24 protein-coding genes are annotated in these 25,796 nt (G+C 69.3%); 18 read left to right on the forward strand and 6 right to left on the reverse strand.

Going from position 1 to position 25,796, the window contains the following annotated elements; genetic code table 11:
• Positions 1-162: 162 nt before the first annotated feature.
• The 3 genes from G406_RS0124955 (at position 163) to G406_RS0124965 (ending at position 3,440) form a co-directional block, all read left to right on the forward strand.
• Positions 163-1,011, forward strand: a complete 849-nt coding sequence (locus tag G406_RS0124955; RefSeq protein WP_028935863.1) for a tRNA (adenine-N1)-methyltransferase — start codon at positions 163-165, stop codon at positions 1,009-1,011.
• A 129-nt stretch (positions 1,012-1,140) separates the two neighbouring features.
• A complete protein-coding gene (gene arc / locus G406_RS0124960) occupies positions 1,141-2,958 on the forward strand; it encodes a proteasome ATPase (protein WP_028935864.1) in 1,818 nt (605 codons plus the stop codon).
• Between the two features lie 71 nt (positions 2,959-3,029).
• The gene (locus tag G406_RS0124965) at positions 3,030-3,440 is read left to right on the forward strand and encodes a VOC family protein (RefSeq protein WP_028935865.1); all 411 of its coding nucleotides are present in this window, start codon (positions 3,030-3,032) and stop codon (positions 3,438-3,440) included.
• Here the strand turns inward: G406_RS0124965 and G406_RS49715 are convergent.
• The gene (locus G406_RS49715; RefSeq protein WP_037078362.1) at positions 3,365-4,132 is read right to left on the reverse strand and encodes an AraC family transcriptional regulator; all 768 of its coding nucleotides are present in this window, start codon (positions 4,130-4,132) and stop codon (positions 3,365-3,367) included. The genes G406_RS0124965 and G406_RS49715 overlap by 76 nt on opposite strands.
• 213 nt (positions 4,133-4,345) lie before the next feature.
• On the opposite strand from G406_RS49715, the gene G406_RS49720 reads away from it, so the two are divergent.
• The 5 genes from G406_RS49720 to prcA all read left to right on the forward strand — a co-directional run bounded on the left by G406_RS49720 (position 4,346) and on the right by prcA (position 8,677).
• On the forward strand, positions 4,346-4,870 hold the full coding sequence (locus G406_RS49720; RefSeq protein ID WP_037078366.1) for a MarR family winged helix-turn-helix transcriptional regulator: 525 nt from the start codon (positions 4,346-4,348) through the stop codon (positions 4,868-4,870).
• A 213-nt stretch (positions 4,871-5,083) separates the two neighbouring features.
• Positions 5,084-6,601: a depupylase/deamidase Dop gene (gene dop / locus G406_RS0124980; RefSeq protein ID WP_028935866.1), complete on the forward strand. Its 1,518-nt coding sequence runs from the start codon at positions 5,084-5,086 to the stop codon at positions 6,599-6,601.
• Positions 6,602-6,639: 38 nt separating this feature from the next.
• Complete coding sequence (locus G406_RS0124985) at positions 6,640-6,837, forward strand: ubiquitin-like protein Pup (protein WP_028935867.1); 198 nt, start codon at positions 6,640-6,642, stop codon at positions 6,835-6,837.
• 102 nt (positions 6,838-6,939) lie between these two features.
• On the forward strand, positions 6,940-7,824 hold the full coding sequence (gene prcB / locus G406_RS0124995) for a proteasome subunit beta (protein ID WP_051342651.1): 885 nt from the start codon (positions 6,940-6,942) through the stop codon (positions 7,822-7,824).
• Positions 7,825-7,870: 46 nt separating this feature from the next.
• On the forward strand, positions 7,871-8,677 hold the full coding sequence (prcA, locus tag G406_RS0125000) for a proteasome subunit alpha (RefSeq protein WP_028935869.1): 807 nt from the start codon (positions 7,871-7,873) through the stop codon (positions 8,675-8,677).
• Positions 8,678-8,729: 52 nt separating this feature from the next.
• On the opposite strand, the gene G406_RS49725 is transcribed toward prcA, so the two are convergent.
• Entirely contained in the window at positions 8,730-10,082 is a 1,353-nt protein-coding gene (locus G406_RS49725) for a bifunctional phosphatase PAP2/diacylglycerol kinase family protein (protein ID WP_245607212.1), read from the reverse strand.
• A 221-nt stretch (positions 10,083-10,303) separates the two neighbouring features.
• On the opposite strand from G406_RS49725, the gene pafA reads away from it, so the two are divergent.
• The 6 genes from pafA to tatC all read left to right on the forward strand — a co-directional run bounded on the left by pafA (position 10,304) and on the right by tatC (position 15,520).
• Positions 10,304-11,662 (forward strand): Pup--protein ligase, encoded by a 1,359-nt coding sequence (pafA, locus tag G406_RS0125010; RefSeq protein WP_028935870.1) that lies wholly within the window; start codon positions 10,304-10,306, stop codon positions 11,660-11,662.
• 202 nt (positions 11,663-11,864) lie between these two features.
• The gene (locus G406_RS49730) at positions 11,865-12,893 is read left to right on the forward strand and encodes a helix-turn-helix transcriptional regulator (protein WP_051342652.1); all 1,029 of its coding nucleotides are present in this window, start codon (positions 11,865-11,867) and stop codon (positions 12,891-12,893) included.
• A complete protein-coding gene (locus tag G406_RS0125020; protein ID WP_028935871.1) occupies positions 12,890-13,849 on the forward strand; it encodes a helix-turn-helix transcriptional regulator in 960 nt (319 codons plus the stop codon). Before G406_RS49730 ends, G406_RS0125020 begins: the two co-directional genes overlap by 4 nt.
• Before the next feature lie 186 nt (positions 13,850-14,035).
• A complete protein-coding gene (locus G406_RS0125025; RefSeq protein WP_037078374.1) occupies positions 14,036-14,257 on the forward strand; it encodes a hypothetical protein in 222 nt (73 codons plus the stop codon).
• A gap of 39 nt (positions 14,258-14,296) precedes the next feature.
• A complete protein-coding gene (gene tatA, locus G406_RS0125030; RefSeq protein WP_028935873.1) occupies positions 14,297-14,581 on the forward strand; it encodes a Sec-independent protein translocase subunit TatA in 285 nt (94 codons plus the stop codon).
• Positions 14,582-14,644: 63 nt separating this feature from the next.
• A complete protein-coding gene (gene tatC, locus G406_RS0125035; RefSeq protein ID WP_037078377.1) occupies positions 14,645-15,520 on the forward strand; it encodes a twin-arginine translocase subunit TatC in 876 nt (291 codons plus the stop codon).
• 6 nt (positions 15,521-15,526) lie between these two features.
• On the opposite strand, the gene G406_RS0125040 is transcribed toward tatC, so the two are convergent.
• Together G406_RS0125040 and G406_RS0125045 are read right to left on the reverse strand one after the other, a co-directional pair.
• Positions 15,527-15,730, reverse strand: coding sequence for a DUF397 domain-containing protein (locus tag G406_RS0125040; RefSeq protein ID WP_028935875.1), 204 nt, complete (start codon positions 15,728-15,730; stop codon positions 15,527-15,529).
• A 20-nt stretch (positions 15,731-15,750) separates the two neighbouring features.
• Complete coding sequence (locus tag G406_RS0125045; RefSeq protein WP_051342654.1) at positions 15,751-16,593, reverse strand: helix-turn-helix domain-containing protein; 843 nt, start codon at positions 16,591-16,593, stop codon at positions 15,751-15,753.
• A 104-nt stretch (positions 16,594-16,697) separates the two neighbouring features.
• Here G406_RS0125045 and G406_RS0125050 point away from each other — a divergent pair, with 104 nt between their 5' ends.
• From G406_RS0125050 to G406_RS0125060, 3 genes are all read left to right on the forward strand, one after another.
• On the forward strand, positions 16,698-16,895 hold the full coding sequence (locus tag G406_RS0125050) for a hypothetical protein (protein ID WP_028935877.1): 198 nt from the start codon (positions 16,698-16,700) through the stop codon (positions 16,893-16,895).
• A gap of 12 nt (positions 16,896-16,907) precedes the next feature.
• Positions 16,908-19,682, forward strand: coding sequence for a DEAD/DEAH box helicase (locus tag G406_RS0125055; protein WP_028935878.1), 2,775 nt, complete (start codon positions 16,908-16,910; stop codon positions 19,680-19,682).
• Positions 19,683-19,834: 152 nt separating this feature from the next.
• Positions 19,835-20,620: a DUF4333 domain-containing protein gene (locus tag G406_RS0125060; RefSeq protein ID WP_028935879.1), complete on the forward strand. Its 786-nt coding sequence runs from the start codon at positions 19,835-19,837 to the stop codon at positions 20,618-20,620.
• A 54-nt stretch (positions 20,621-20,674) separates the two neighbouring features.
• On the opposite strand, the gene G406_RS0125065 is transcribed toward G406_RS0125060, so the two are convergent.
• Entirely contained in the window at positions 20,675-21,649 is a 975-nt protein-coding gene (locus G406_RS0125065) for a 5'-3' exonuclease (protein ID WP_028935880.1), read from the reverse strand.
• Between the two features lie 150 nt (positions 21,650-21,799).
• Here G406_RS0125065 and G406_RS0125070 point away from each other — a divergent pair, with 150 nt between their 5' ends.
• Positions 21,800-22,306 (forward strand): DUF6069 family protein, encoded by a 507-nt coding sequence (locus G406_RS0125070; protein ID WP_084216369.1) that lies wholly within the window; start codon positions 21,800-21,802, stop codon positions 22,304-22,306.
• A gap of 78 nt (positions 22,307-22,384) precedes the next feature.
• Here G406_RS0125070 and lysS read toward each other — a convergent pair whose 3' ends face one another.
• Positions 22,385-25,711, reverse strand: coding sequence for a lysine--tRNA ligase (gene lysS / locus G406_RS55270; protein WP_169736780.1), 3,327 nt, complete (start codon positions 25,709-25,711; stop codon positions 22,385-22,387).
• Between the last annotated feature and the right edge of the window lie 85 nt (positions 25,712-25,796).

Genomic DNA, 25,796 nt, shown 5'->3' on the forward strand with positions numbered 1-25,796 from the left:
CACAGTTACTTCCCCGGCCGGAGGTCACCGCGCCACGGTAGGCTGCGTCGCGCTTTCTCGTGGCCGAACGAGAATTTTCGCCCTTGTCCAGGTGATTGCCGTGCGCGGCGGTCCGAACCTCCGGCGGCAGCGCTCCCGGGGCGCCGCGATAGCGTGCGGCACATGTCAGTTGATGCCGTCGGCCCGTCCGAAGCAAGTGGGCCGTTCGGTCCCGGAGACAGAGTCCAGCTGACGGATCCCAAGGGGCGCCGGTACACCCTGGTCCTGCAGAAGGGCGGCGAGTACCACACCCATCGGGGAGGACTGCCGCACGACGACCTCATCGGTCTGCCCGAGGGAAGTGTCGTCACCTCGGCGGCGGGCACGCCGTATCTGGCGTTCCGTCCGCTGCTGCCGGACTACGTGCTCTCCATGCCCAGGGGCGCGCAGGTGATCTACCCGAAGGACGCCGCCCAGATCGTCATGTGGGGCGACATCCGGCCGGGCGCCCGCGTCCTGGAAGCCGGTGCCGGCTCCGGAGCGCTCACCTGCTCGTTGCTGAGAGCGGTGGGGGACCGTGGATCGGTGACTTCCTACGAAGTTCGCGACGACCACGCCGTACACGCGGTGAAGAACGTCGAACATTTTTTCGGTGAGTCACCACCCAACTGGACCTTGCGAATAGGTGACGTCTCTGAGTTCTCCGGAGAGGTCGATCGGGTCGTGTTGGACATGTTGGCGCCGTGGGACGTGTTGCCAGTGGTGCGCGAGTCACTCATCCCCGGTGGCGTGCTCACCATCTACGTCGCAACCACCACTCAGCTGTCCAAGGTCACCGAAACACTGCGTGAGCAGCAGTGTTGGACCGAACCGCAGTCCTGGGAGACCCTGATGCGGCCGTGGCACGTCGTCGGTCTGGCCGTCCGGCCGGAGCACCGCATGATCGGTCACACGGCGTTTCTGCTGACCACTCGGCGGCTTGCGGACGGCGTAACGCCGCCTCGGCCGCAGCGTCGGCCCACCGGTCGTTGACCTCGCGACCACTTCACTGCGTGACGTCAAGCTGTCATCTGGCTGAGTGCTGGATCACCGATCTGACCTACCGCACTAATCGCGTCCGCCAGGTACCGTGTGGAAACGGAACACGGAGGGGAGGCGGCCGTGAACCACAATGAAGGACCGGAGCGGCACACACCTGAGGATCGCGGTACCAGCGCCACGGAGCTGGCCGCACAGATTCGATTCCTCGAAGACGAGGTTTCGTTGTTGCGGCGCAAACTGACCGAGTCGCCGAGGCACGCTCGCGTGCTGGAACAGCGTCTCGCCGAGTCGGCCAGCCGGCTCTCCCAGTTGAGCGCCCGCAACGAGAAGCTCACCGAGACGTTGCGTGAGGCGCGCAGCCAGCTGGTGGCTCTCCGCGAAGAAGTGGATCGGCTCGCCCAGCCGCCCAGCGGCTACGGCGTATTCCTGACCGGCTACCCCGACGGCACGGTCGACGTGTTCACCGCCGGACGGCGGATGCGCGTCGCGGTCTCACCGGCGGTCGAGGCCGCCGAGATCGGCCCGGGCCAGACGGTCCGGCTCAACGAGGCACTCACCGTCGTCGAGGCGGGAGACTTCGAGCGCACCGGCGAGGTCTGCGCCCTGCGTGAGGTTCTCGTCGAGCCGGTCAGCGACGGAGGTGTGCTCGGCTCGCGGGCACTCGTCGTCGGGCACGCCGACGAGGAGCGGGTCGTGTGGCTGGCGGCCCCGCTGATCGCGGGCCCGGACAACCCCGACGCGATTCCGCTCAAGCCGGGCGACTCGTTGCTGGTCGACACGAAGGCCGCGTACGCGTACGAGCGGGTGCCGAAGGCCGAGGTCGAGGACCTCGTGCTGGAGGAGGTCCCGGATGTCGCGTACGAGGACATCGGTGGTCTGTTCCGGCAGATCGAGCAGATCCGCGACGCGGTGGAGCTGCCGTTCCTGCAAGCGGACCTGTTCCGCGAGTACGAGCTGCGCCCGCCCAAGGGTGTTCTGCTCTACGGCCCTCCCGGCTGCGGCAAGACGCTCATCGCCAAGGCGGTGGCGAACTCGCTGGCCAAGAAGGTCGCCGAGGCTCGCGGCGAGAGCCCGCACGAGGCCAAGTCGTTCTTCCTGAACATCAAGGGCCCCGAGCTGCTCAACAAGTTCGTCGGTGAGACCGAGCGGCACATCCGGCTGATCTTCCAGCGCGCCAGGGAGAAGGCGTCGGAGGGCACCCCGGTGATCGTGTTCTTCGACGAGATGGACTCGATCTTCCGTACCCGTGGTTCCGGTGTCTCCTCGGACGTCGAGACCACGATCGTGCCCCAGCTGCTCAGCGAGATCGACGGCGTCGAGGGCCTGGAGAACGTGATCGTGATCGGTGCCTCCAACCGTGAGGACATGATCGATCCCGCGATCCTGCGACCGGGCCGGCTCGACGTGAAGATCAAGATCGAGCGGCCGGACGCCGAGGCGGCCAGGGACATCTTCTCGAAGTACCTGAGCCAGACCCTGCCGATCCACTCCGACGACATGGCGGAGTTCGGCGGCAGCCGTACCGCCTGCCTCGACGCGATGATCCAGCGGGTCGTCGAGCGCATGTACGCGGAGACGGAGGAGAACCGGTTCCTGGAGGTCACCTACGCCAACGGGGACAAGGAGGTCCTGTACTTCAAGGACTTCAACTCGGGCGCGATGATCCAGAACATCGTCGACCGGTCGAAGAAGGCGGCCATCAAGTCGGTGCTGGAGACCAACCAGCCCGGCCTGAGGGTGCAGCACCTGCTCGACGCGATCGTCGATGAGTTCGCGGAGAACGAGGACCTGCCCAACACGACCAACCCGGACGACTGGGCACGCATCTCCGGCAAGAAGGGGGAGCGGATCGTCTACATCCGGACCCTCGTCACCGGCAAGAACGTCGAGTCCGGCCGGGCGGTCGACACCGCATCGAACACCGGTCAGTACCTGTAGCGACAGCTCTGGGGCAGCCCCGTCCGATTCGTTCAATACGGATCGGGCGGGGCTGTTCTAGCTTCACGGTCATGGGTATCGAGGCACAACTGGACCTGATCGGCATCGTGACAGCGGACATGGCCGCGTCACTGAACTTCTATCGAGGGCTCGGCGTGGACATCCCCGCCGGAGCCGACACCGAGCCGCATGTCGAGGTGACGCTGGCGAACGGCGTGCGGTTGGCCTGGGACACCGACCAGACCATCCGGTCGTTTCATCCGTCGTGGTCGCCCGGGGCTGGTGGCCGTCTGGGGCTGGCGTTCCTGCTGTCGGACCCGGGCTCGGTGGACAGCGCCTACACCGACATGGTGGCGGCGGGCGCCACCGGTGAGCTCGAACCGTTCGACGCGTTCTGGGGGCAGCGCTACGCGGTGCTGCGTGACCCGGACGGCAACACCGTGGACCTGTTCGCCGCGCTTGGAGTCTCGGCCAACAGCTGACCCAGCGGCACGCCGGCGAGTGCGCGCACCTCACGGGACAGGTGTGCCTGGTCGGCGTAGCCGCTCACGGCGGCGACCTCGGCCGCCGGCACACCGCGCCAGGCCAGCCGGCACGCCGCCCGGAACCGCAGGATCCTGCGCAGCGTCGACGGCCCGTAGCCGAACGCGTCGACGGCCCGGCGATGCAGCGACCGGCTGGTCCAGCCGAGTGCATCGGCCGTCGACGCCACGCCGGCTCCCTCGGTGAGTAGCCGAACGGCCTGCCCGAGCCCCGGCACGGGCAGGCCGTCGGGCGACAGCGTGTCGCGCACCGCGCCGATCAGCGCCTGCTCGGGGGAGTGGCCCGCCTCCACGGACGCGATGACCCGCCGCGCGAGGAGCGGGTGAAGGTCCGCGAGCGGCCTGCGGCTGTCGCGTAGCTCGGTGGCGGGAAGCCCGAGCAGGCCCGGTGCCGCTCCGGGCCGGAACCGCAGCCCGGTGAGTATCTGCCCCGGCTGCTGGTCGGTCACGAACGCGGCAGTGTCCGGCCCCGCGACGAGAAGTTGCGAACCCGACCAGATCAGGTCCATGCATCCGTCCGGAAGCACCCGCTGGCGATGCGGCTGCTCGTCGACATCGAGCGAGCCCCGCCAGGTGCATTCGACCAGTGCGCGCAACGGCGTCGGCGCGTCGAACTCCTGGTAGTGGGGCACCTGACGAACTGTAGCTGCCGTCCGTCGCGGCCAAGGAACGCTCTGGCGACGTTCCACGCCCGACTCCCGGATTTTGGCACGGATGATGACTATCTCCTGGGACTCATGTGAAATGCTCCGTAGGTCGTTCCGGGCTGACCGGGTTGCGCGTCGACGGCGCTGTGTTGACACTGAAGTCAACAGATTGAATATTCAACCAACTTCGGAGTTGACGTGAGCCAGACCAGATGGCTGAGCGACGATGAGCAGCGCACCTGGCGCGCCTTCCTCGCCGCGCAACGGCTGCTGTCCGATCGGCTGGAACGACAGCTGCAGACCGAGTCCGGCATTCCGCACGCCTACTACGAGATTCTGGTCAACCTGTCCGAGGTGCCTGGCCGCACGATGCGCATGTCGAAACTGGCCGCGACCTCGCTGTCCTCACGCAGCAGGCTGTCGCACGCCGTGGCCCGGATGGAAGAGGCCGGGTGGGTCCGGCGCACCGAGTGCACGACCGACCGACGCGGCGCGATGTGCGAGCTGACCGACGCCGGGTTCGCCGCGATCCAGGCGGCCGCCCCCGGTCATGTAGCCACCGTGCGCGAGTTCCTGTTCGACCAGCTGTCCGAGGAGCAGGTCAAGCAACTGCACGAGATCAGCACAGCGGTGGCGAACAACCTGGGCGGCAACGGCAACTGGCCCCTGAAGGAAGAACTGCCCCGAGACCTCCCCGCCAGAGGCGCCCCCCGCCGAAAATAAGCCCGTGTGACCACAGGGGCGTTCTTGCCGACTTTGCACACCCACGTGCTGCGTCGCACACGTCCGGACGTGTGCGACGCAGCACGTGGGTGTGCAAAGCGTCCCGGAGGACATAGCGGCGCAGAGTTCTCCTTTCCCCAGACAGAGGCACCGATGGGAGGCGCGCCCCACGTTGACCCGACCGAGGAGCCTCTCGGCGACTAGGCTCGTGGCATGAGTGCTCGGCGGATCATGGGTACCGAGATCGAGTACGGCATCTCGGTACCCGGCGACTCCACGGCTAACCCCGTGATCACCTCGACCCAGATCGTGCTCGCGTACGCGGCGGCGGCGGAGCTGCCGCGCGCGAAGCGGGCCAGATGGGACTACGAGGTGGAGTCGCCACTGCGCGACGCCCGGGGTTTCGACCTGTCCGCGCCGAGCATCCCGACCGGCTCGGACTCCGAGCTGGACGACCTCGGCGCGGCGAACGTCATCCTCACCAACGGCGCCCGGCTCTACGTCGACCACGCCCACCCCGAGTTCTCCACCCCCGAGGTCACCACGCCTCGTGACGTGGTGATCTGGGACAAGGCGGGCGAGCGGGTGATGGAGGAGGCCGCGCTGCGGTCCTCCAGCGTTCCGGGGACGCCGCCGATCCAGCTGTACAAGAACAACGTCGACGGCAAGGGTGCCAGCTACGGCAGCCATGAGAACTACCTGATGGCCCGTTCGACGACCTTCCCGTCGATCATCACCGGGCTCATCCCGTTCTTCGTGTCCCGCCAGGTCGTGTGTGGCTCCGGCCGGGTCGGGATCGGCGCGAGCGGCGACGAGGCCGGCTACCAGCTCTCCCAGCGCGCCGACTACATCGAGGTCGAGGTCGGGCTGGAGACGACGCTCAAGCGCGGGATCATCAACACCCGCGACGAGCCGCACGCCGACGCCGACAAGTACCGCAGGCTGCACGTCATCGTCGGTGACGCGAACCTGTCCGAGTACTCGACGTTCCTGAAGGTCGGCACCGCGGCGCTCGTGCTCGACATGATCGAGGCGGGCCTGCGGTTCGACGACCTGCGCCTGGCGGAGCCGGTGCGCTCGGTGCACGCGATCAGCCGCGACCCGGGGCTGCAGACGAAGGTGGAGCTTGCCGACGGGCGCAAGATGACCGGCCTCGACCTGCAGTGGGCCTACCACGAGCGCGCCCAGGCGCACGTCGAACGCACTCAGGGCGCCGACGTCGACGAGGTGACCGCCGAGGTGCTCCAGATCTGGGGTGAGGTGCTCGACGCGCTCGGGCGTGACCCGATGGAGTGCGCCGACCGGCTCGACTGGCCGGCGAAGCTGCGACTGCTGGAGGGCTACCGCGCGCGGGACAACCTGGCGTGGTCCTCGCCCCGGCTGCAGCTGGTCGACCTGCAGTACTCCGACGTTCGCCTGGCGAAGGGTCTCTACAACCGCCTGGTGGCTCGTGGGTCGATGAAGCGGCTGGTGACCGAGGAGCAGGTCACGGCGGCGATGCACGAGCCGCCGGAGGACACCAGGGCCTACTTCCGAGGCCGGTGCCTCGAGCGCTACCCGGCGGCGGTCGCGGCGGCCTCGTGGGACTCGGTGATCTTCGATTTGGGGCGCGAGTCACTGGTGCGAATCCCCACACTCGAGCCGTTGCGCGGCACCCGCAAGCACGTCGGAGAGCTGATTGACAACTCATCCACAGCGGAAGAGCTGGTGACAGCACTCACCGCTGGGTAATGTTCGTAAGTGCAGGACCTACCAGACCGGGAGGCGTCATGGCCCAGGAGCAGACCAAGCGGCAGGGCGGCGGGGACGGCGAGGGCGACGACGACGGAGGCGCAGCGCCGGCCGGCCAGGAGCGTCGTGAGAAGCTGGGCGAGGATGTCGACACGATCTTGGACGAGATCGACGACGTGCTCGAGGAGAACGCCGAGGACTTCGTCCGAGCCTATGTCCAGAAGGGCGGCCAGTAGCCGCCAGCGAGTCAGGACATGAACCAGTGCCGCCGATGGTCGAAGTCGGCGGCACTGGCGTAAGTCGGCAACAGCATCTGCGCGAAGGAGTAGTAACCACCGATGGATCCCAGGTCGGGGCGGGGGCCGGCAGGTCCGGTCAACAGCCCGGTGAACATGGCACTGCCCGCTGAGTACTTCACGCCGGGGTCGTCGTCGTTCACCGATTTCGTCGCCACCACCGCGCCACACCTGATGCCGGGCCGGCTCCCGGAGAATGTCGCGCCGGGCCAGCTGCCCGCCGGGTTCGAGGCGATTCACGGCACCACGATCGTCGCGCTGTCCTTCAAGGGCGGCGTGCTGATCGCGGGCGACCGCAGGGCGACGACCGGCAACCTCATCGCGTCGCGGGACATGGAGAAGGTCTTCGTCACCGACGGCTACTCGGCGGTGGGCATCGCCGGGACGGCCGGTTTCGCGGTCGAGATGGTGCGGATGTTCACCGTCGACCTGGAACACTTCGAGAAGATCGAGGGCGTCCCACTGTCGCTGGACGGCAAGGTCAACAAGCTGTCCGGCATGGTGCGGGGCAACCTGGGTGCCGCGATGCAGGGCCTCGCGGTGATCCCGCTGTTCGTCGGCTACGACATCGACGCTCCCGACCCGGCACGGGCGGGACGGATCGTCAGCTTCGACGTCGCCGGCAGCCGCTCGGACGAGAACGTCGGCTACGCGGGCATCGGTTCCGGTTCGCTGTTCGCACGCTCGGCGCTGAAGAAGCGGCACGATCCGGAGGCCGACGTGGACGCCGCGATCCGTGCCGCCGTGGAGGCGCTCTACGACGCCGCCGACGACGACACCGCGTCCGGCCTGCCCGACCTCGGTCGCCGGATCTACCCCGTCGTGGCCACCATCACCGCCGAGGGCGCCGTCCGCCAGCCGGACGAGCGGATCGGCGAGGTGGCCAGGGCGGTCGTGGCCGACCGGCTCACCAGGCCCGGCGGATAGCCGCCCTCATGCGTACATCGTCGGAACCGACAACCAGGAGTGATCAGTGACGCTGCCGTTCTACGCCTCGGCCGAGCAGGTGATGCGCGACCGCTCGGAGCTCGCCCGCAAGGGCATCTCCCGGGGGCGCAGTGTCACGGTGCTGACCTATGCCGGTGGCGTGCTGTTCGTCGCGGAGAACCACTCGTCAGCGCTGCGCAAGGTGTCCGAGATCTACGACCGGATCGGCTTCGCCGCCGTCGGCCGCTACAACGAGTTCGAGAACCTGCGCACGGCGGGCATCCGGCTCGCGGACGTTCGCGGGTTCTCCTACGACCGGCGTGACGTGACCGGCCGCTGGCTGGCGAACGCCTACGCCCAGACCATGGGGTCGATCTTCACCGAGCAGCAGAAGCCGTTCGAGGTGGAGCTGTGCGTCGCGGAGGTCGGACATGCCGCGGACGCCGACCAGCTGTACCGGATCACCTACGACGGGTCGATCACCGACGAGCCCGGGTTCGTGGTGATGGGCGGGCAGACCGAGCCGATCAGCGCGAAGCTGCGCGAGTCGTACGAGGACGGCATGGAGCTGGCCGATGCGATCGCCATCGCGGTGCGCGGCCTGCAGTCCGCCTCGCCCGGTGGGACCACGTCCGGTTCGGGCAGCAACGGCGCGGCGGCCGAGCGGGTGCTCGGGGTGTCGGCCCTGGAGGTCGCGGTCCTGGACCGCAGCCGCCCCCGGCGCGCGTTCCGCCGCATCACCGGCGCGGCCCTGGAGGCGCTCCTGCCGGAGGAGAACCGCGCCTCCGCGAAGAAGGATGACGCCGAGGAGCCCTCCTCGGAAGGCAGCGGAGACGAGTCGTCCAGCTCCTGACGCAGGTTCGTGAGTGGTACGGGCGCCTCTGGGCGCCCGTACCACTCACGAGTCACCAGGGGTGGTGGGGGCGGTCGCGGTTGGCCCAGCGCGGGTTCGACTCGTCCCTGCGGTAGATCGGCACCGGCTTGGACGAGGCGCGGAAGGTGAACTTCGTGGCCTTGTCGATGACCTCACCGTCGGTGGCCAGGAGGCTGGGCGTCGCCACCTCCACGTCCAGCGTGCTCATCTCGGCCTGCTTGTAGACGTGGCTGTGCGACAGGGCCGCGAGCGCCAGCGCGAAGCAGGCGCGCAGCCGGGAGAACCGGATGTCTGCGCGCAGCCACCGAACGTCCAGCAGCCCCGAGTCGAGCTGCGGGCGCCACGCGGGCACCATGCCTGCGGGGTGGTAGGGCCCGTTGCCGACGAACAGCACCCACACCGACCGCCAGCTGCCGTTCAGCTTCACCTGCAGCGGCTCGGAGCGGTGCAGCACGACGACCAGGGCGACCAGGAACGCGGGCCACTTGCCCCACCGGTCCTCCCACTGCTCACGCAGCCGGACCAGGTCGGAGTAGCAGCCGAGGCTGGCGGTGTTCAGGAAGTACCGCTTGCGTTCCCGTTCCGCGTCGTGCAGCTCGACGACACCGAGGGTCACCGCCGCCGCCTCGCCCGCGTCGGTCGCGTCGATGGCCTCCTGCAGGTCGTAGATACCGACGTCACGCGCGAAGTGGTTGAGCGTGCCGGCCGGGATCAGCACGAGCGGCAGCTGGTTCTCGTTGGCGAACGCCGCGACCGTCGCCACCGTGCCGTCGCCGCCCGCCACGCCGACCGAGCGGACCGATCCGTCGCCGGCCTTCAGCTCGTCGGCCAGCTCTTGGCGAAGGTCGGTGCCCTTGCCGACCACCAGCATCGTGGCCTTCGGGAAGACGTTGCGGATCTGCTCGGTCGGGTCGTACTCGGGGTCGCCCGACATCGGGTTGACGACGAACACCAGGCCTTCACCCTCAGGCAGCTCCGGCACCCGGTTCATCGGTCGCGCGGCGGCCTCGTCGGACGGGCGGACCGGCCACCAGCGTCGGGTGATGAGCGCCGCCCCGGCACCGATCCAGGCACCCGCGGCCACGTCCGAGGCCCAGTGCACACCCACGTGCACCCGTGAGTACGCGACCGCCGCCGCGAGCGGGGCGATCGCCAGGCCGGTGCGTGGGCTCTCCAGCGCGACCGCCGTGGCGAACGCGGCGGCCGACGCGGCATGCCCGGACGGGAACGAGCTGGAGGTCGGTCTGTTCTCCAGACGGCGGCTGACCGGCAGCAGCTCGGCCGCCGGACGACGGCGCGGGACCAATGGCTTGAGCACCCCGTTGGCGGTTGCGCTCGCGAACCCGATCGCGATCACCCCACGCAACGCGCCTCGCCGAGTCACTCCAGCACGCGCCGCGAGCACCGCAGCGATAGCGAACCAGAGCACACTGTGGTTCGCTGACCGGGTCAAACGCATGATTAGCCGGTCCTTGTAACCCGGCGGGTAGGAGGCGACTCGATGCTCAATGGCACGGTCCGTTTCGTTGACACGCCCGACCGTCCGTCGGAACCACTCGATCACAGGCTCGACAGTACGGGCCGTGCAACGCTTACGCTGAACCCATGAACCGGCGGATTTATGGGGTCGAGACCGAGTTCGGGGTCACCTGCACCTTCCACGGCCAGCGGCGGCTCTCTCCGGACGAGGTGGCGCGATACCTCTTCCGTCGGGTCGTGTCGTGGGGACGGTCCTCGAACGTCTTCCTACGCAACGGCTCGCGTCTGTACTTGGACGTGGGTTCCCACCCGGAGTACGCGACCGCGGAATGCGACTCGCTGACCCAGCTGGTCGCACACGACAAGGCGGGTGAGCGGATCCTGGAGGAGCTGCTCGTCGACGCCGAGCGACGGCTGGTCGACGAGGGTATCGGCGGTGACATCTACCTGTTCAAGAACAACACCGACTCGGCGGGCAACTCCTATGGTTGCCATGAGAACTACCTGGTCGCCCGTGCTGGTGAGTTCTCCCGTATCGCCGACGTGCTGTTGCCCTTTCTGGTCACCCGCCAGCTGATCTGCGGCGCCGGCAAGGTGCTGCAGACCCCGCGCGGCGCGGTGTACTGCCTGTCCCAGCGCGCCGAGCACATCTGGGAGGGCGTCTCCTCGGCGACCACCCGGTCGCGGCCGATCATCAACACCCGGGACGAGCCGCACGCCGACGCCGAGCGCTACCGCAGGCTGCACGTCATCGTCGGCGACTCGAACATGTCCGAGGTCACGACCCTGCTCAAGGTGGGTTCGGCGACGCTCGTGCTGGACATGATCGAGCACGGTGTGCAGTTCAGGGACTTCACCCTGGACAACCCGATCCGGGCGATCCGGGAGATCAGCCACGACCTGACCGGTCGTCGGCCGGTACGGCTCGCCGGTGGTCGTGAGGCCAGCGCGCTCGACATCCAGCGCGAGTACTACGCGCGCGCCGTCGAGCACGTGGCCGCGCAGGGTGGGGACAAGACCACCGAGCGGGTGCTGGAGCTGTGGGGCCGGGCACTGGACGCGGTGGAGAGCCAGGACCTGTCGCTGATCGACCGGGAGATCGACTGGGCGATCAAGCGCCGGCTGGTCGAGCGGTACCGCGAGCGCAACAACCTGGAGCTGTCCAGCGCGCGCATCGCCCAGCTCGACCTGGCCTACCACGACATCCGCCGTGGCCGTGGCCTGTTCGACCTGCTGCAGCGCAAGGGCATGGTCGACCGGGTGACCGACGACGGTGAGATCGAGGTCGCCAAGGACACCCCGCCGCAGACCACCAGAGCCAAGCTGCGGGGCGACTTCATCGCGGCGGCCCAGGCGGCCGGGCGCGACTTCACAGTCGACTGGGTCCATCTGAAGCTGAACGACCAGGCGCAGCGCACTGTCCTGTGCAAGGACCCGTTCCGCGCGGTCGACGAGCGGGTGGACCGCCTGATCGCCAGCCTGTAGTCCCCGTGAGTGGCGAGAGGCCCTACCCCGAAGGGGCGCCGAAGGCGTAGCAACCCTGGGCACTCACGACCGCTTTTTGGTCGTGAGTGCCCAGGGTTGCTATAGGACCTCTCGCCACTCACGGGTCTGCTCGACCGGTGTTCACCGCGTCGGGCGGCGCGGTTCGGACACCTGGTTCCGCTGGACGCTATACGCTGCAGGCGTGTCCTCCGTCCGTGCCGAGCGCTTGGTGAACCTGGTTCTCTGCCTGCTCTCCACGCGGCAGTTCCTGTCCGCCGAGCGGATCCGGGCCACGGTGCCCGGGTACGCGAGCGCGACATCCGACGAGTCGTTCTTCCGGATGTTCGAGCGGGACAAGTCGGAGCTGCGTGACCTGGGAGTTCCGCTGGAGACCGGCAAGCAGTCGGTGTTCGACACGATCGAGGGCTATCGCATCGCCCGGCAGGACTACGAGCTGGGCGAGGTCGAGCTGGCGGCCGATGAGGCCGCCGCCGTCGCGCTCGCCGCGCGGCTGTGGGACTCCCCGGAGCTGGCCGGCGCGGCACGCGGCGCCCTGGTGAAGCTGCGCGCCGCCGGCGTCGAGGTCGACGAGGCCGCCGGAGCCGGGGTGGAACCGAAGGTGCGGGCGAGCGAGCCGTCGTTCGGGCCGCTGCTCGCCGCGGTGCAGGCCGGTCAGGTCGTCCAGTTCGAACACCAGCCCAGTCCCACCGCCGAGCCCCGGACCCGCACCGTCGAGCCGTGGGGTGTGGTGAGCTGGCGCGGACGCTGGTACCTCGTGGGACACGACCGCGACCGGGACGACACCCGGTGCTTCCGGCTGTCCCGGATCAGCGAGCCGGTCAAGGCACGCGGCCCGCGCGGCGCGGTGCGGCCGCCCGAAGGTGTCGACCTGATGGCACTCGTCAGACGCAGCGCCGGGCCGCCGCCGGTGATCGGCGTGGCCCGGGTCTGGGTGGCGAGGGGCCGAGCACTCGGTCTGCGCAGGCTCGGCAAGCTCGCCGGGGAACAGGACCATGCCGGACGAGCCGGTGACGTGCTGGAGCTGGAGCTGCGCAGCCCGGAGACGGTCGCGCGGTGGGTCGGTGGGCACGGGCCGGACGTGGTCGTGCTCGATCCGCCGGAGCTGGCCGATGCGGTCCGGCGAGGCTGGCTTGCGGCCGCGCGAGCGCACGCGCCCTCGGATCCGGCGGACCGGTCTGTCGAGATGCGCGTCGGGGGAGCGGCTCGATGAGCCCCGGCGGCCTGGGAGTGTCCGCGCGGCTGCCCCGGCTGCTGTCCCTGGTGCCGTACCTGCTGGCGCACCCGGGGGTTCGGGTGGCAGAGGCGGCAGCGGACTTCGGGGTCGCGGAGAAGCAGCTCTGGCGCGATCTGGAGCTGTTGTGGATGTGCGGGCTGCCCGGCTACGGCCCCGGGGACCTCGTCGACCTGTCGTTCACCGAGGACACCGTCACGGTCACCGAGGACGCCGGCATGCGGCGTCCGCTGCGGCTCACCACCGCGGAGGCCACGGCGCTGCTGGTTGCGCTGCGCGCGCTGACCGAGGTGCCCGGCATGGTCGACACCGACGTCGTCATGCGGGCGGTGCTGAAGATCGAGACCGCCGTCGGTGCACCGGACGGCCCGACGGGTGTGGCGGTCGGTCTGGCGGCGCGCGAGGAGGAGACGAGCACGGCGATCCGTGCCGCGATCGGTCGGGGCCGTGCGCTGCACATCCGGTACTACACGGCGTCCCGCGACGTGGTGAGTGAACGCACCGTCGACCCGATGCGGCTGCTGCTCATGGAGGGCCGCGGGTACCTGGAGGCGTGGTGCCGTTCCGCCGAGGACGTGCGTCTGTTCCGCCTGGATCGGATCGACGACGTCGAGGAGCTGGACGAGAAGGCCGCGCCACCGCCGTCGGCGCGGCGCAGCGACCTGTCGGCGGGGCTGTTCCGGCCGTCCCCCGAGCAGCGGGAAGCGGTCCTGCGGCTCGAACCGGAGGCCCGGTGGGTCGCGGAGTACTACCCGGTCGACGAGGTCGTCGAGCTGGAGGAGGGCGCCGCGCGGATCCGGATGCGTTTCACCGACGACGCCTGGCTCGTACGCCTGGTCCTGGGTATGGGCGGCCACGCCCAGATCCTGGAGCCGGCCTCCCTGCGCGCCGAGATCGCCCGGCGCGCGGAGGAAGCCCTCCGCGCGCTGACCTGACCTGACCGCAACCCCGCGAGTCGGTCGTGTCAGCACAGCGAGTCGGGCATCTGGGCACACCGAGTCGTCGACGAGGTGTGCTGAAACGCGCGACTCGCGGTGCTGAAACGCGCGACTCGCGGGGTGGGTGACGCTTCGGAGTGGCTTGGGCGGGGGGAGTAGGGGCGTACCGATACGGTGGGCGGCATGGGATGGTTGCCTAGCGCGCTCGTGGTGGTCGTGGGGCTGCTGGTGCTCGGGCTCGTGGCGGTGCGGGTATTTCGTGTAGTGCGACGGACGCAGGGCGCCGTCGAGGCGCTGTCCATCTCCGTCAGCGGTCGCCGCATGCGGGTACAGGCGGGTGTCGACGAGCTGAACGCCTGGCGGGCGCAGCGGCGCAGCGCGAGTCACTCCGGCGGCGACGCGTAACATCGGCGACATCCGACATTTCGGGCGAGAGGACACATCATGCCGGGCGGTTGGGAATGGGTGATCATTCTCGTAGTGATCCTGTTGTTGTTCGGAGCGAAGCGGCTGCCTGACATGGCCCGTTCGCTCGGGCAGTCGGCCCGGGTGCTCAAGAGCGAGGTCAAGGGCATGAAGTCGGACGACGAGGCGCGCGAGTCGCAGACCAAGTCCGACCCGCCCGCCGAGCAGCAGAAGCCGGCCGCGCTGCCGCCGGGACAGCCCTCGGCCGCCGAGCCGAGAGCCGCCTCCGAGCAGCCGGGCACGCGCTCCGACGACGCGAGGTAGCCCAGCACGGTGTGGAATCCGCTGGCTCGTCGCCGTCGTCGCCGGGCGAACCCCGACGGCACCATGACGCTGATCGAGCACATCTACGAGCTGCGCAACCGACTCGCCGTGGCGATCGTCGCGGTCGCGGTGATGGCCGTCTTCGGCTACATCTGGTTCGGTGTGTCGTTCTTCGGCGTCCCCAGCCTCGGTGACGTGCTGAAGGGCCCGTACTGCGCGCTGCCGCTCAACGTCCGGCCGGTCGTGAACGGCGCGGGCACGTGCACCCTGTACGGCACCGGCGCACTGGACCAGTTCTCGCTGCGCATGCGCGTCGGTATCGCCGCCGGTGTAGTGCTGTCCTGTCCCGTGTGGTTCTACCAGCTGTGGGCGTTCATCACGCCCGGTCTGTACGCCAAGGAGCGCAGGTTCGCCGCGACGTTCGTGTTCGCCGCGGTGTGCCTGTTCCTGGCCGGCGCCGCGATGGCCTACTACGTCGTGCAGAAGGCCTTGGGCTTCCTGCTCGGGGTCAGCACCGACGTGCAGACCACCCTGCTGTCCGGCGAGAGCTACTTCGGGCTGATCATCGCCCTGCTGTTGATCTTCGGTGTGAGCTTCGAGCTGCCGCTGCTCGTGGTGATGCTCAACCGGGTCGGTGTGGTCAGCTACGAACGGCTCAGCAAATGGCGCCGAGGGCTCATCTTCGGGCTGTTCGTGTTCGCGGCCGTGGCGACCCCCGGCGGCGACCCGATCTCGATGACCGCGCTCGCGCTCGCGCTCACGGTGCTGTTCGAGATCTCGATCCAGATCGCCAGGGTCCACGACCGCCGCAAGGCCAAGCAGCGCGCCGCCGAGGGCTGGGACTCACTGGACCCCGACCAGCCGTCACCGCTGGACACCACCCCGAGCAAGATCGAGGAACCGGAACCGCCGAAGCCGTCCTACGACGACGCGACCTGACCGAGGTCAGGCCCGGTCGAACTCGCCCGCCCTGACACCAGCCAGGAGCGCATGCCACTCGGTCGCGGCGTAGCGGTGTGCCGGTAGCGCCCGGTCCTTGGTGTCGCGGACGGCGACCGTGTCGTCGGACAGGAAAGCCATCTCGACGCAGCTGTTCCCGTTGCCGCCGCTGAACGTGCTCTTGCGCCAATTTGCCTGGGCGAGGTCCATGGCGCCTCCTCAATACAGACTCAGGTCTGGGCGGCCAATCGCCGGATAAGGGCTAGTGACTCGGCCGGATTGAGCGCGACATCGCGAACCCAATCGAAGGTGAGTCTAGCCCCGGCAGCGTCACCGTCTTTGTCGAGTAGCAACGCGCCGAGAGAGTGCTCGACATAGGCCATGTCAGGCTCACCGAGGTCTTCGAACGCTAGAAGGGTGAAGCTGGACGCAAGCCCAGCGTGTGCTCCAACGGTGTTGGCCACTACTTGCAGACTGACCGTGTTGAGGCTGGAGGCTTCTGCCAACCGCCGCAATTGAGCCCGCAGAACGTCAGGTCCACCGACTGGACGGTGCAACACGCTTTCGTCGATCACCGCGACGAGTTCCAGCGGAGTTTCGTCCGACAGCAGTCTGCGTTGTCTGATCATCCGCGCCTCGACGGCGCGATCTACTTCGCGGGGAGTGCGGGGGACTGGCACGGACGTGAACAGCGCGCGTGCGTAGTCGGCGGTTTGCAGCAGACCAGGCACGAAGCCGAGGTTGAAGTCCAGCACCTGACTGGCGTAGGCCTCGAATGCCACGTAGCTGTTGTTGCCCAGCTTGTAGGGCTCCCACCAGCCTGGTTGGCCCGCTCGGATGGCGAGGCCGGTCAGCTCCTCCCATCGCTCACTCTCCCCGTACAGATCGAGCATGCTGCGGACCCGGTGTACGTCCACGCCCTGCACCGCTCGCTCGATCCGGCTGAGTGTGGGTGGCGACCAGAACAGCATGGGCGCGGCTTCCTCCAGCTTCATGCCGGCCTGCTGGCGCAGCTTTTTGAGCTCGCGAGCCAGGATTCGGCGCAGGAGCATCGAGCCCTGGTTGTGTGCCATCCGTTCCCCCTCGTGGCGCAGCAGCCTCGCAGGCGTTATACCGGACTTGAAAGTTTCATGTTTCGAACTGTCTAGGTTGATCTTGGTCCGTCGACGCTCGTCGCATGACGGACCACAGCCTGATCACCACCGCGCGGCTCCTACTGCACTGGCCGGAGGTGGTGAGCGCGTTGCGCGAGATACATCAACCAGACCCGGACGGGCGCTGTCTGGGCTGCACGAGCCAGGTCGGGCCGGCGCCGTGGTGGCCGTGCGGACTGGCTCTCGTATCAGGCGCCGCGCCGTTCCCGCCCGGGATGTGACAACCTGGACGTGTGGCCAGCCGCTCTCCCGCCCAGGCGTACGCGGCATCCCGCGAGCGCAACGCCGCGCCCCGGCTCGTCGAGTTCGTCGGCATCCTGCCGTTCGGGCTCGACCCGTTCCAGCGTCAGGCCTGTATGGCGCTGGAAGGCGGACACGGGGTGCTGGTCTGCGCACCGACCGGGGCGGGCAAAACAGTCGTCGGTGAGTTCGCCGTGCATCTGGCGCTCGCCGAGGGCACCAAGTGCTTCTATACGACGCCGATCAAGGCGCTGTCCAACCAGAAGTACGCCGATCTCGTCGCGCGCTACGGCGCCGAGCACGTCGGTCTGCTGACCGGGGACACCGTGATCAACCCGCACGCCTCGGTCCTCGTGATGACGACCGAGGTGCTGCGCAACATGCTGTACGCGCAGTCGCCGGCGTTGGTGGGGCTCGGCTACGTGGTGATGGACGAGATCCATTACCTCGCCGACCGGTTCCGGGGCGCGGTGTGGGAGGAGGTGATCCTGCACCTGCCGCCGGAGGTGTCACTGATCGGTCTGTCCGCGACGGTGAGCAACGCCGAGGAGTTCGGCGACTGGCTGGTGACCGTGCGCGGTGACACCGCCGTCGTGGTGGACGAGCACCGGCCGGTGCCGCTGTGGCAGCACATGATGGTCGGCAACCGGATGTTCGACCTGTTCGCCGGCGAGGACGCGAGCGGGGCGCTGCGCGTCGATCCCGCGCTGATCAGGGAGGCCGAGGAGAACGGTCGTCGGTTCGCCGGTTTCGACCGGCAGTCGACCGGCCGGGTCGGGCGGTCCGGTGGGCGTCGCAACGGGCGGTCCGGGCCGCCGCGCGGTGAGCGGTTCCGGCCGCCGTCGCGGGTGACCGTGATCGATCGGCTGGACCGCAACGGTCTGCTGCCCGCGATCACGTTCGTGTTCAGCCGCGCCGGGTGTGATGCCGCCGTCGGGCAGTGCGTCCGGTCCGGACTGCGGCTGACCACCGAGGAGGACGTGGCGCGCATCCGGACGATCGTCGCGGCGCACACCTCCGAGCTGCCCGAGGACGACCTCTCTGTGCTGGGCTTCTGGCCGTGGCGTGAGGCGCTCGAACGCGGTATCGCGGCGCACCACGCCGGGCTGCTGCCGGCGTTCAAGGAGACCGTCGAAGAGCTGTTCGTGCTCGGCCTGGTCAAGTGCGTGTTCGCCACCGAGACACTCGCGCTCGGCATCAACATGCCGGCGCGGACCGTCGTGCTCGAACGGCTGGTGAAGTACAACGGCGAGAGCCACGCAGACCTGACCCCGGGGGAGTACACGCAGCTCACCGGTCGGGCGGGGCGTCGCGGCATCGACGTCGAAGGCCACGCGGTGGTGATCTGGCAGCCGGGCGTCGAACCCGCGCAGGTCGCGGGGCTCGCCTCCACCCGGACGTATCCGCTGCGCAGCTCGTTCCGGCCCAGCTACAACATGGCGGTCAACCTGATCGACCGGCTCGGGACCGAGCAGGCGCGGCTACTGCTGGAGCAGTCGTTCGCGCAGTTCCAGGCGGACCGCTCCGTCGTCGGCCTGTCCCGACGCATCGAGCGCAACGCCGAAGCGCTGCGTGGATACGAGAAGTCGATGGAATGCCACCTCGGTGACTTCTCCGAGTACGCCCGGCTGCGCCGCGCCCTCGGCGACCGGGAGAAGGCGCTGAGCAAGGGCAACGCGGCCGCCCGGCGGGCGGCCACCGCGGACTCGCTCGCCGCGCTGCGGCCCGGTGACGTGATCGCGGTGCCCTCTGGTCGGCGGTCGGGACTGGCGGTCGTGCTCGACCCGGGTCTGGACCAGACCGGTGAGCCCCGGCCGCTGGTGCTCAACGAGGATCGCTGGGCCGGGCGCCTCACGCCCGCGGACTTCCCCGCGCCGGTCGAGGCGCTCGGCCACATGCGGCTGCCCAAACGGGTCGACCACCGCGCGCCCCGGGTCCGTCGGGACCTGGCCTCCAGCCTGCGCAACACCGGAATCCGACCGCCGGTCCAGCATCGGCGCAAGGGAAAGGCGAGCGCGGCCGAATCCGGGGAGGAGGCCGAGCTCGCGACGTTGCGGCGGGCGCTGCGGTCGCACCCGTGTCACGGCTGCGACGACCGTGAGGCGCACGCCAGGTGGGCTGAGCGCGGCTCGCGGCTGGAGCGGGAGACCGAGCAGCTGCGACAGAAGGTCAGCGCCACGACCCACTCGCTGGCGCGCTCGTTCGACCGAATCACCGCGCTGCTCACCGAACGCGGCTACCTGGAGGACGACGCGGTCACCGAGCACGGAGCGGTGCTGTCCCGGTTGTGGGGCGAGTCGGATCTGCTGACCGCCGAATGCCTCCGTCACGGAATCTGGGACTCCCTGGATCCCGCTGATCTCGCCGCGGTGGTGTCCGCGCTGGTCTACGAGACACGCCGAGACGTCGGCGGCATGCCCCGGGTGCCGAGCGGGCCGGTGTCCGAGGCCCTGTCGGCGACCATGCGGCTCTGGTCCGAGCTGGAGTCCGACGAGCGACGGCACAAGCTGGAGCGGACCAGGGAGCCCGATGCGGGGTTCGCCTGGCCGATGCACCGCTGGGCCCGTGGCCAGTCGCTCGCCGCCGTGCTGACCGCCGCCGAACAGAACGGGCAGGAGCTGTCCGCCGGCGACTTCGTGCGGTGGTGCCGTCAGGTGATCGACCTGCTCGATCAGCTCGGGGCGGTCGCCGGTCCGACCAGCCCGGTGGGCAAGGCGGCGGACCGAGCGGTGCGTGCGGTGCGCCGGGGAGTTGTGGGGCTCGGGTAAACTCGCCGGGCCTTCGTGATGGGTAACCCACACGGATCGAGCGCAAAAATCCGCGTGTCACGGGCCGAACCTCGGCATCCGACCCTCGGGTGATGTGATTCGATCGGCCCTTGCCGAGGCGCGGATAATCCCGCTCGGCGGGAAAGGTCGTGATGAGCAGCCCACAGGATCCCGGTCCGGCGGCCGAGCCTGAGACCGGAACAAAGGCAGCCGCCGAGTCCGAAGCTGTCCCGGATACCGAGGCCGTCGCCGACGAACAGGTGACCGACGCCGCGGAGGCGCGCCCCGAACCGGCAGGCCGGTCCGTCGCCGAGCCCGAACCAACCGATGCCGCCGAGCCCGACCCAACCGAGGACGCCGAGCCGGTCGTCGAGGACGCCGAGCCGGTTTCCGAGCCGGACCCGGACGCGACTCCGGCGACCGGGATGGCGGCGCTCGGTGCCGCCGGGTCGATCCGGCCCCGGCACGCGGGGCCACCCGGTGGCTACACGCCGTCGCAGTGGCAGCCGGCGCCCGTCCAGCCACTCGGTGAACATCCCGAGGTGTCCGCCAGCGACTGGTGGGCCGACTCCGCGACCAGCGAGTCCACCGTGCCCTCGGCGGTGCGGGACAGCGATTCGTCCAAGGGCGTGCCGGTGTGGCTGTTCCTGGCCGCCGCGCTGATCCTGGCGACGGTCGTCGGTGTGCTCGGGTTCATCTCACCCGGCTACTTCACGACGAAGGTGCTGGACCAAGCAGCGCTGCAGAACGGTGTGCGCACCATCCTGCAGAACGACTACCGGCTGACCAACGTCGCCGAGGTCGTCTGCCCACCCAACCAGAAGGTCCTGCCGGGGAGGGCCTTCGAATGCGTCGCGCGGATCAACAACGCACCCGCGCAGGTCCGCGTCCTGATCCAGACGAAGGACGGCCGCTACACCGTCGGCCGCCCCGCCTAACCCCTCGTGAGTGTTGAGTATGGCTATAACCACACTCAACACTCACGAGGTTGGTCAGCCTTTGAGCGCTGCGCGGAGGCGGTCGATGGAGCCGCCGAGGCCCCAGCGTTCCGCCAGTGCATCGAGGCGATCGGGATCGACCGGCTCGTCGGGCAGGGTGTCATCGCGGTCGAGGTGTACGTCGGCGTCCTGAGCGACCCGCACGACCGGCTCCACGACCGAGAGGTAGTCGGTGGCCGAGGCGAGCTTCGCCCTGACCCCGGCGGCGAGGCGGTCGTCGCTCCGATCGGTGATCGCGTCGAGCAGCTCCTGCCACGACCCGAACCGGGAGATCAGCGTGGCCGCGGTCTTCTCACCGATCCCGGCGACACCGGGCAGCCCGTCGGACGGATCGCCGCGCAGCATCGCCATCTCGGCGTAGGACTCGCCCGCCCGGGCGGCCGGAACCTTGTACCGCTCGGCCAGCTCGACCGGTCCGAACACCTCGGCCTTGGCGAGGCCCCGCCCGGCGTAGACGACGCGGACCGGGTTCGGGTCGTCTCGGACGACCTGCAGCAGGTCGCGGTCGCCGCTCACCACCTCGACGAGATCGGTCCGCTCGCGTGCGCACAGTGTGCCGATCACGTCGTCCGCCTCGTAGCCTTCGGCGCCCCCGGTCGCGATGCCGGCGGCCGCGAGCACCTCCAGGATGATCGGGACCTGCGGGCTCAGTGTGTCGGGCACCGCCTCCGCCGGACCGGCGCCGCCGACCGGATCGCCGTCGGCCGTGGTGAGCTCTGCGCCCTCGGCGACCCGGTGCGCCTTGTACGACGGGATCGCGCGCACCCGGAACGCGGGGCGCCAGTCGAGGTCGAGGCAGGCGACCAGGCGGGTCGGTTTCCGCTCCGCGACCAGCCTCGACACCATGTCGGTGAAGCCGCGGACCGCGTTGACCGGAGTCCCGTCCGGGGCCTTGATCGACTCGGGAACGCCGTAGAAGGCCCGGAAGTACAGGCTCGCCGAATCCAGCAGCAGCAACCGTCCGCTCATCGCGACAGCTTGCCAGCAGCATGAAAACAGCTCGCACAGTGCCGCCCGAACCGACATTCATCCCTTCGGACCAGTCAAATGCACCCCCCGCCCTAGCGCGCGGGAACAGGCACCGGCACGATGTGCCGCGTGGTAGGTGAGTATCGGAACATGGGTCCGGACGACGAGTACGGACAACACCAGGGTGGCTACCCCCCTCAGCAGGGCGGTGGCTACCCGCCCGCGCCCGTCCGTACCGAGGTGAACGTCGGCCGGCTGTGGGCCGGTGGAGTCGCGGCCGCGGTCGTCGCCGCGCTCGTCGGACTGGTCGGCGTGCTGGTGGTGCGAGCGATCTTCCAGCTTGCCTCCTCGGCGAAGAAGAGCGGCACGTTCAGCGACGACGCCACGGTGCAGCTCTGCGTCATGGCCGCCGTGGCCGCGCTGCTCGCGACCGGGCTGGCGCACCTGCTGCTGGTGAGCACTCCGAGCCCGCTGTCCTACTTCGGCTGGATCGTCGGCCTGCTCACGGTCGCCGCTGTGGTGGCTCCGTTCCTGAGCTCCTCGTCGCTGCCGATCATGCTGGCGGAGGCGATCATCCACCTGGTGCTCGGTGTGGCGATCGGCGGCTTGGTGAGCAACGCCGCCGCAGCGGCCAGTCGCCTGACCTTGCGCGGTTAGCCGAAGCCCGCACAGACCGTCCACACGCCGCACAGAGGCTCCGGCCTCTGTGCGGCGTGTACTCGGTCTGTGCGAGCTTCAGGGTGACGGGCGGTCCGGCGTCGAGGGTGCCGCTACGCCGCCCACGGCCTTCGGGACGAGCATGTCGCCGATGACCGGGATCGCCAGGAAGCCTTCCGCGCCCGCGTAGAGCAGTCCCACCCTGGGCAGGTCGGTGGGGCGGCGGTAGGCGAGGACGCGGGGCAGCCACTCCGGGTCGAACTTGTCGTTGAAGTCGCGCAGCGACCGAATCTGGAAGAACGGGTTGAGGATCCCGACCAGCCGCCGCGCCAACCGCTCCATCGGACTGAAGTGCACGTCGTCGGCGAACAGCCTGCCCCACATGGCGAAGTTCATCGACAACCGGACGACGCCGCGCTCACCGAGTGCCCGCGCGGTCGAGGCGATCAGGAACTCGGTCATGCCGTTCGGCGCCGCCGGGTCGTGGCGCATCAGGTCGAGCGTATAGCCGAAGTCGGGCCCGTATGCGGGGACGAGACGCAGGAACGCACCCGGGACGTCGTTCTCGTCGAGCGCTACGCACAGCAGGAACTCGGGGTTGGCGCCCTCGCCCTTCACGTCCTGGCTCAGCGACATCGTGAAGCCGCGCTCGGGCGCCTTGCCCCGCCAGCGCGCGCTGATCGCGTTCAGCTCGCGGACCAGCCGGGGAGAGGCGTTCGACTCGGTGACCAGCTCGAAGCGGTACCGGCGGCCGACCCGACGAGTAGCCGCCCGGACGCTCTTGTGCGCGGTGTCGACGGAGAACGTGTCGCACCGCAGGATCGCCTCGTCACCGAGATAGAGCGCGCGGAAACCACGTGCCTCGTAGGCGGGGAAGTCCGACTCCCGGATCGCCAGGAACGCCGGGTTCCAGGCCCGCTCGTCACACATCAGCAGGAACTCGTCGAGCAGTGCCGGCAGCGACTCGGGCGCGCCGATCGGGTCACCCGCGACCAGCGCGTAGCCCCCGACATAGGTGTAGGCGAGCATCGCCTCGCCATCGGAGCCGAAGAAGAAGCTCTTGTCGTCGCGCAGCGCGAAGTAGGCCAGCGTGTCCGAGCCGTAGCTGTGCACCAGCCGCAGGGCGTGCTGCCAGTCGGCCTCGGTGTGCGGGCCCCGCGCGCGCAACGGTCGGAACAGCAGGATCGCGAACACCAGCAGACCGACCACACCCAGCGCGAGCAGCGACGTCGGGAAGAAGACGTCGAAGCGTCGCCGCAGGTAGACGAAGTCGCCGTCGAGACCGATCAGGCCGCTGAGCACCGTGGTGATCGCGTCCGAGATGTTGAACTCGGGCTGCAGGTAGTGACGCTCGGCGTACAGGCTGGCGACCCCCACGGTCAGCACCGAGCCGAGATAGGTCGGGACGAACCGGCCCAGACGCAGCAGCGACGGGGGGTCGGACGCGGCGCGGAAACGGTCCTGGGTGAGCAGCAACGCCAGCACCATCGACACGTTCCACACGATCGCGGCCAACGGCGCTCCCTTGCTCAGGTGCGCCACCGTGCTGATCCCGAACAGCGCAAGGGCGATCCGCCACGCCGCGCGTTTGCGCTTCGCCAGCTGGTCGGCCAGCAGCAACAGACCCAGCCCGACCAGGACCGACACCACACCGCCCGCGACCGCGAACCACGGTGGCTCGATGACCTGCTCGACCGACAGCAGCTTGCGGTGCAGCGTCGGGCGCAACACCATCAGCTGAATGAGGCCGCTCACCGCGGTCAGGCCGGCGACCAGCCGGACCGGCCACCTCGGCTGCCGTCCGGGGACGGGCCGTTGCGCGGGGACGGGCACCACCGTCCGCGGTGCCGGCTCAGGCGTCGGTGTCGGCGGATGGACCGGTCGAGGGGCACCCTCGGGACGGTCTATCGCCGTCATGTGCTCCGGGCGCAGCGTCGGGAACAGGATGACCTCGCGGATCGAGTCCACCCCGGCCAGCAGCATCACGAGCCGATCGAGCCCGATGCCCAGACCGCCGGTCGGAGGCATACCGTGTTCCAGCGCGCGGATGTAGTCGAGATCGATCTGGCCGGCCTCCGGATCACCGCCTGCCCTGGCCCGCGCCTCCGTCTCGAAGGCCGCGAGCTGGGCCGCCGGATCGTTCTGCTCGCTGTAGGCGTTGCACAGCTCGAAACCGGCGACGATCAGCTCGAAACGTTCGACGTAGGCCGGGTCGTCGCGGTGCTCCCTGGCGAGCGGGGAGACCTCACGCGGATAGTCGATGCAGAAGATCGGCCCGGTGACGTCGTGCTGGACCTTCTCGTCGTAGACCTCCTTCATCAGCCTGCCGGGGCCCCAGTCGGCGTGGTAGGCGATGTGGAGCCGGTCGAGCACCGCGCGTGCCTCGGCCAGCGGCATGTCCGGGTGCATGCGCGCGCCGGTCTTCTGCTCGATCAGATCGGCGAACCGCAGCCTCGGCCACGGGCCGGTCAGGTCGACGTCCCTGCCGGCGACCCGCAGCGTGGTCGTGTCGCCGATGCTGGCGCGCGCCGCATCCCTGATCAGGTCCTCGACCAGCTCCATCATGTCGTGGTAGTCGGCGAACGCCTGGTAGGCCTCGAGCAGGGTGAACTCGGGGTTGTGCCGCGTGTCGATGCCCTCGTTGCGGAACACCCTGCCGATCTCGAAGACCCGCTCCATGCCGCCGACCACGAGTCGCTTGAGGTGCAGCTCCAGCGCGATCCGCAGGTACAGGTCGATCCCCAGTGCGTTGTGGTGGGTCACGAAAGGTCTGGCGGTCGCGCCGCCCTGGATGCTCTGCAGCACCGGACCCTCGACCTCGGTGAAGCCCCGGTCGGACAGGTTGCGGCGGATCGCGGCGATCGCCGAGTGCCGGATACGGAAGATCTCCCTGGTGCGTTCGTTGACCTCGAGGTCCAGGTAGCGCTGCCGGTACCGGGTCTCGACGTCGGCAAGACCGGTGTGCTCGCCCGGAGGCGGGGCGAGCGCCCTCGCCAGCGGCTGGACCTCGGCGACCAGCACCGACAGCTCACCCCGGCGGGTGGTCATCACCCGACCGCGGACACCGACCCAGTCACCCCGCGACAGCGAGTCGAACCGCTGCCGGTCCAGGGCCCCGAGCTCGGCGGCGTCGACGAACAGCTGCAGCGCCCCCGTGCTGTCGCGGAGGGTGGCGAAACGGAGGTGACCGTGGTCGCGGATCGCATGCACCCTGCCGGCGATGCTCACCTCGTCGTCGGTGCGTTCGTCCGCCGCCAGGCCGTCGTGCCGCGCCTTGATGCGGGCCACCGTGGTGGTGGTGAGGTAGCGGTAGGGCAGGCCCTCGCCATACGGTCGCGAATCGGCGCCGCCGTCGCTGTCGGCCGGACGTTCGAGGCCGCGTTGTGACACGCGGTTGGTTACCACCGCGCCACGATAGCCGCGGGTAGCTGATAGGTCCGGCGCGGTGCGGTGTGTGGCGCACCAACCGGGCCGCGAGGTCGTAAGGTGA

This window comes from Actinospineispora spinosispora DSM 44797, from assembly GCF_000429025.1.
Lineage (GTDB): Bacteria > Actinomycetota > Actinomycetes > Mycobacteriales > Pseudonocardiaceae > Pseudonocardia > Pseudonocardia spinosispora.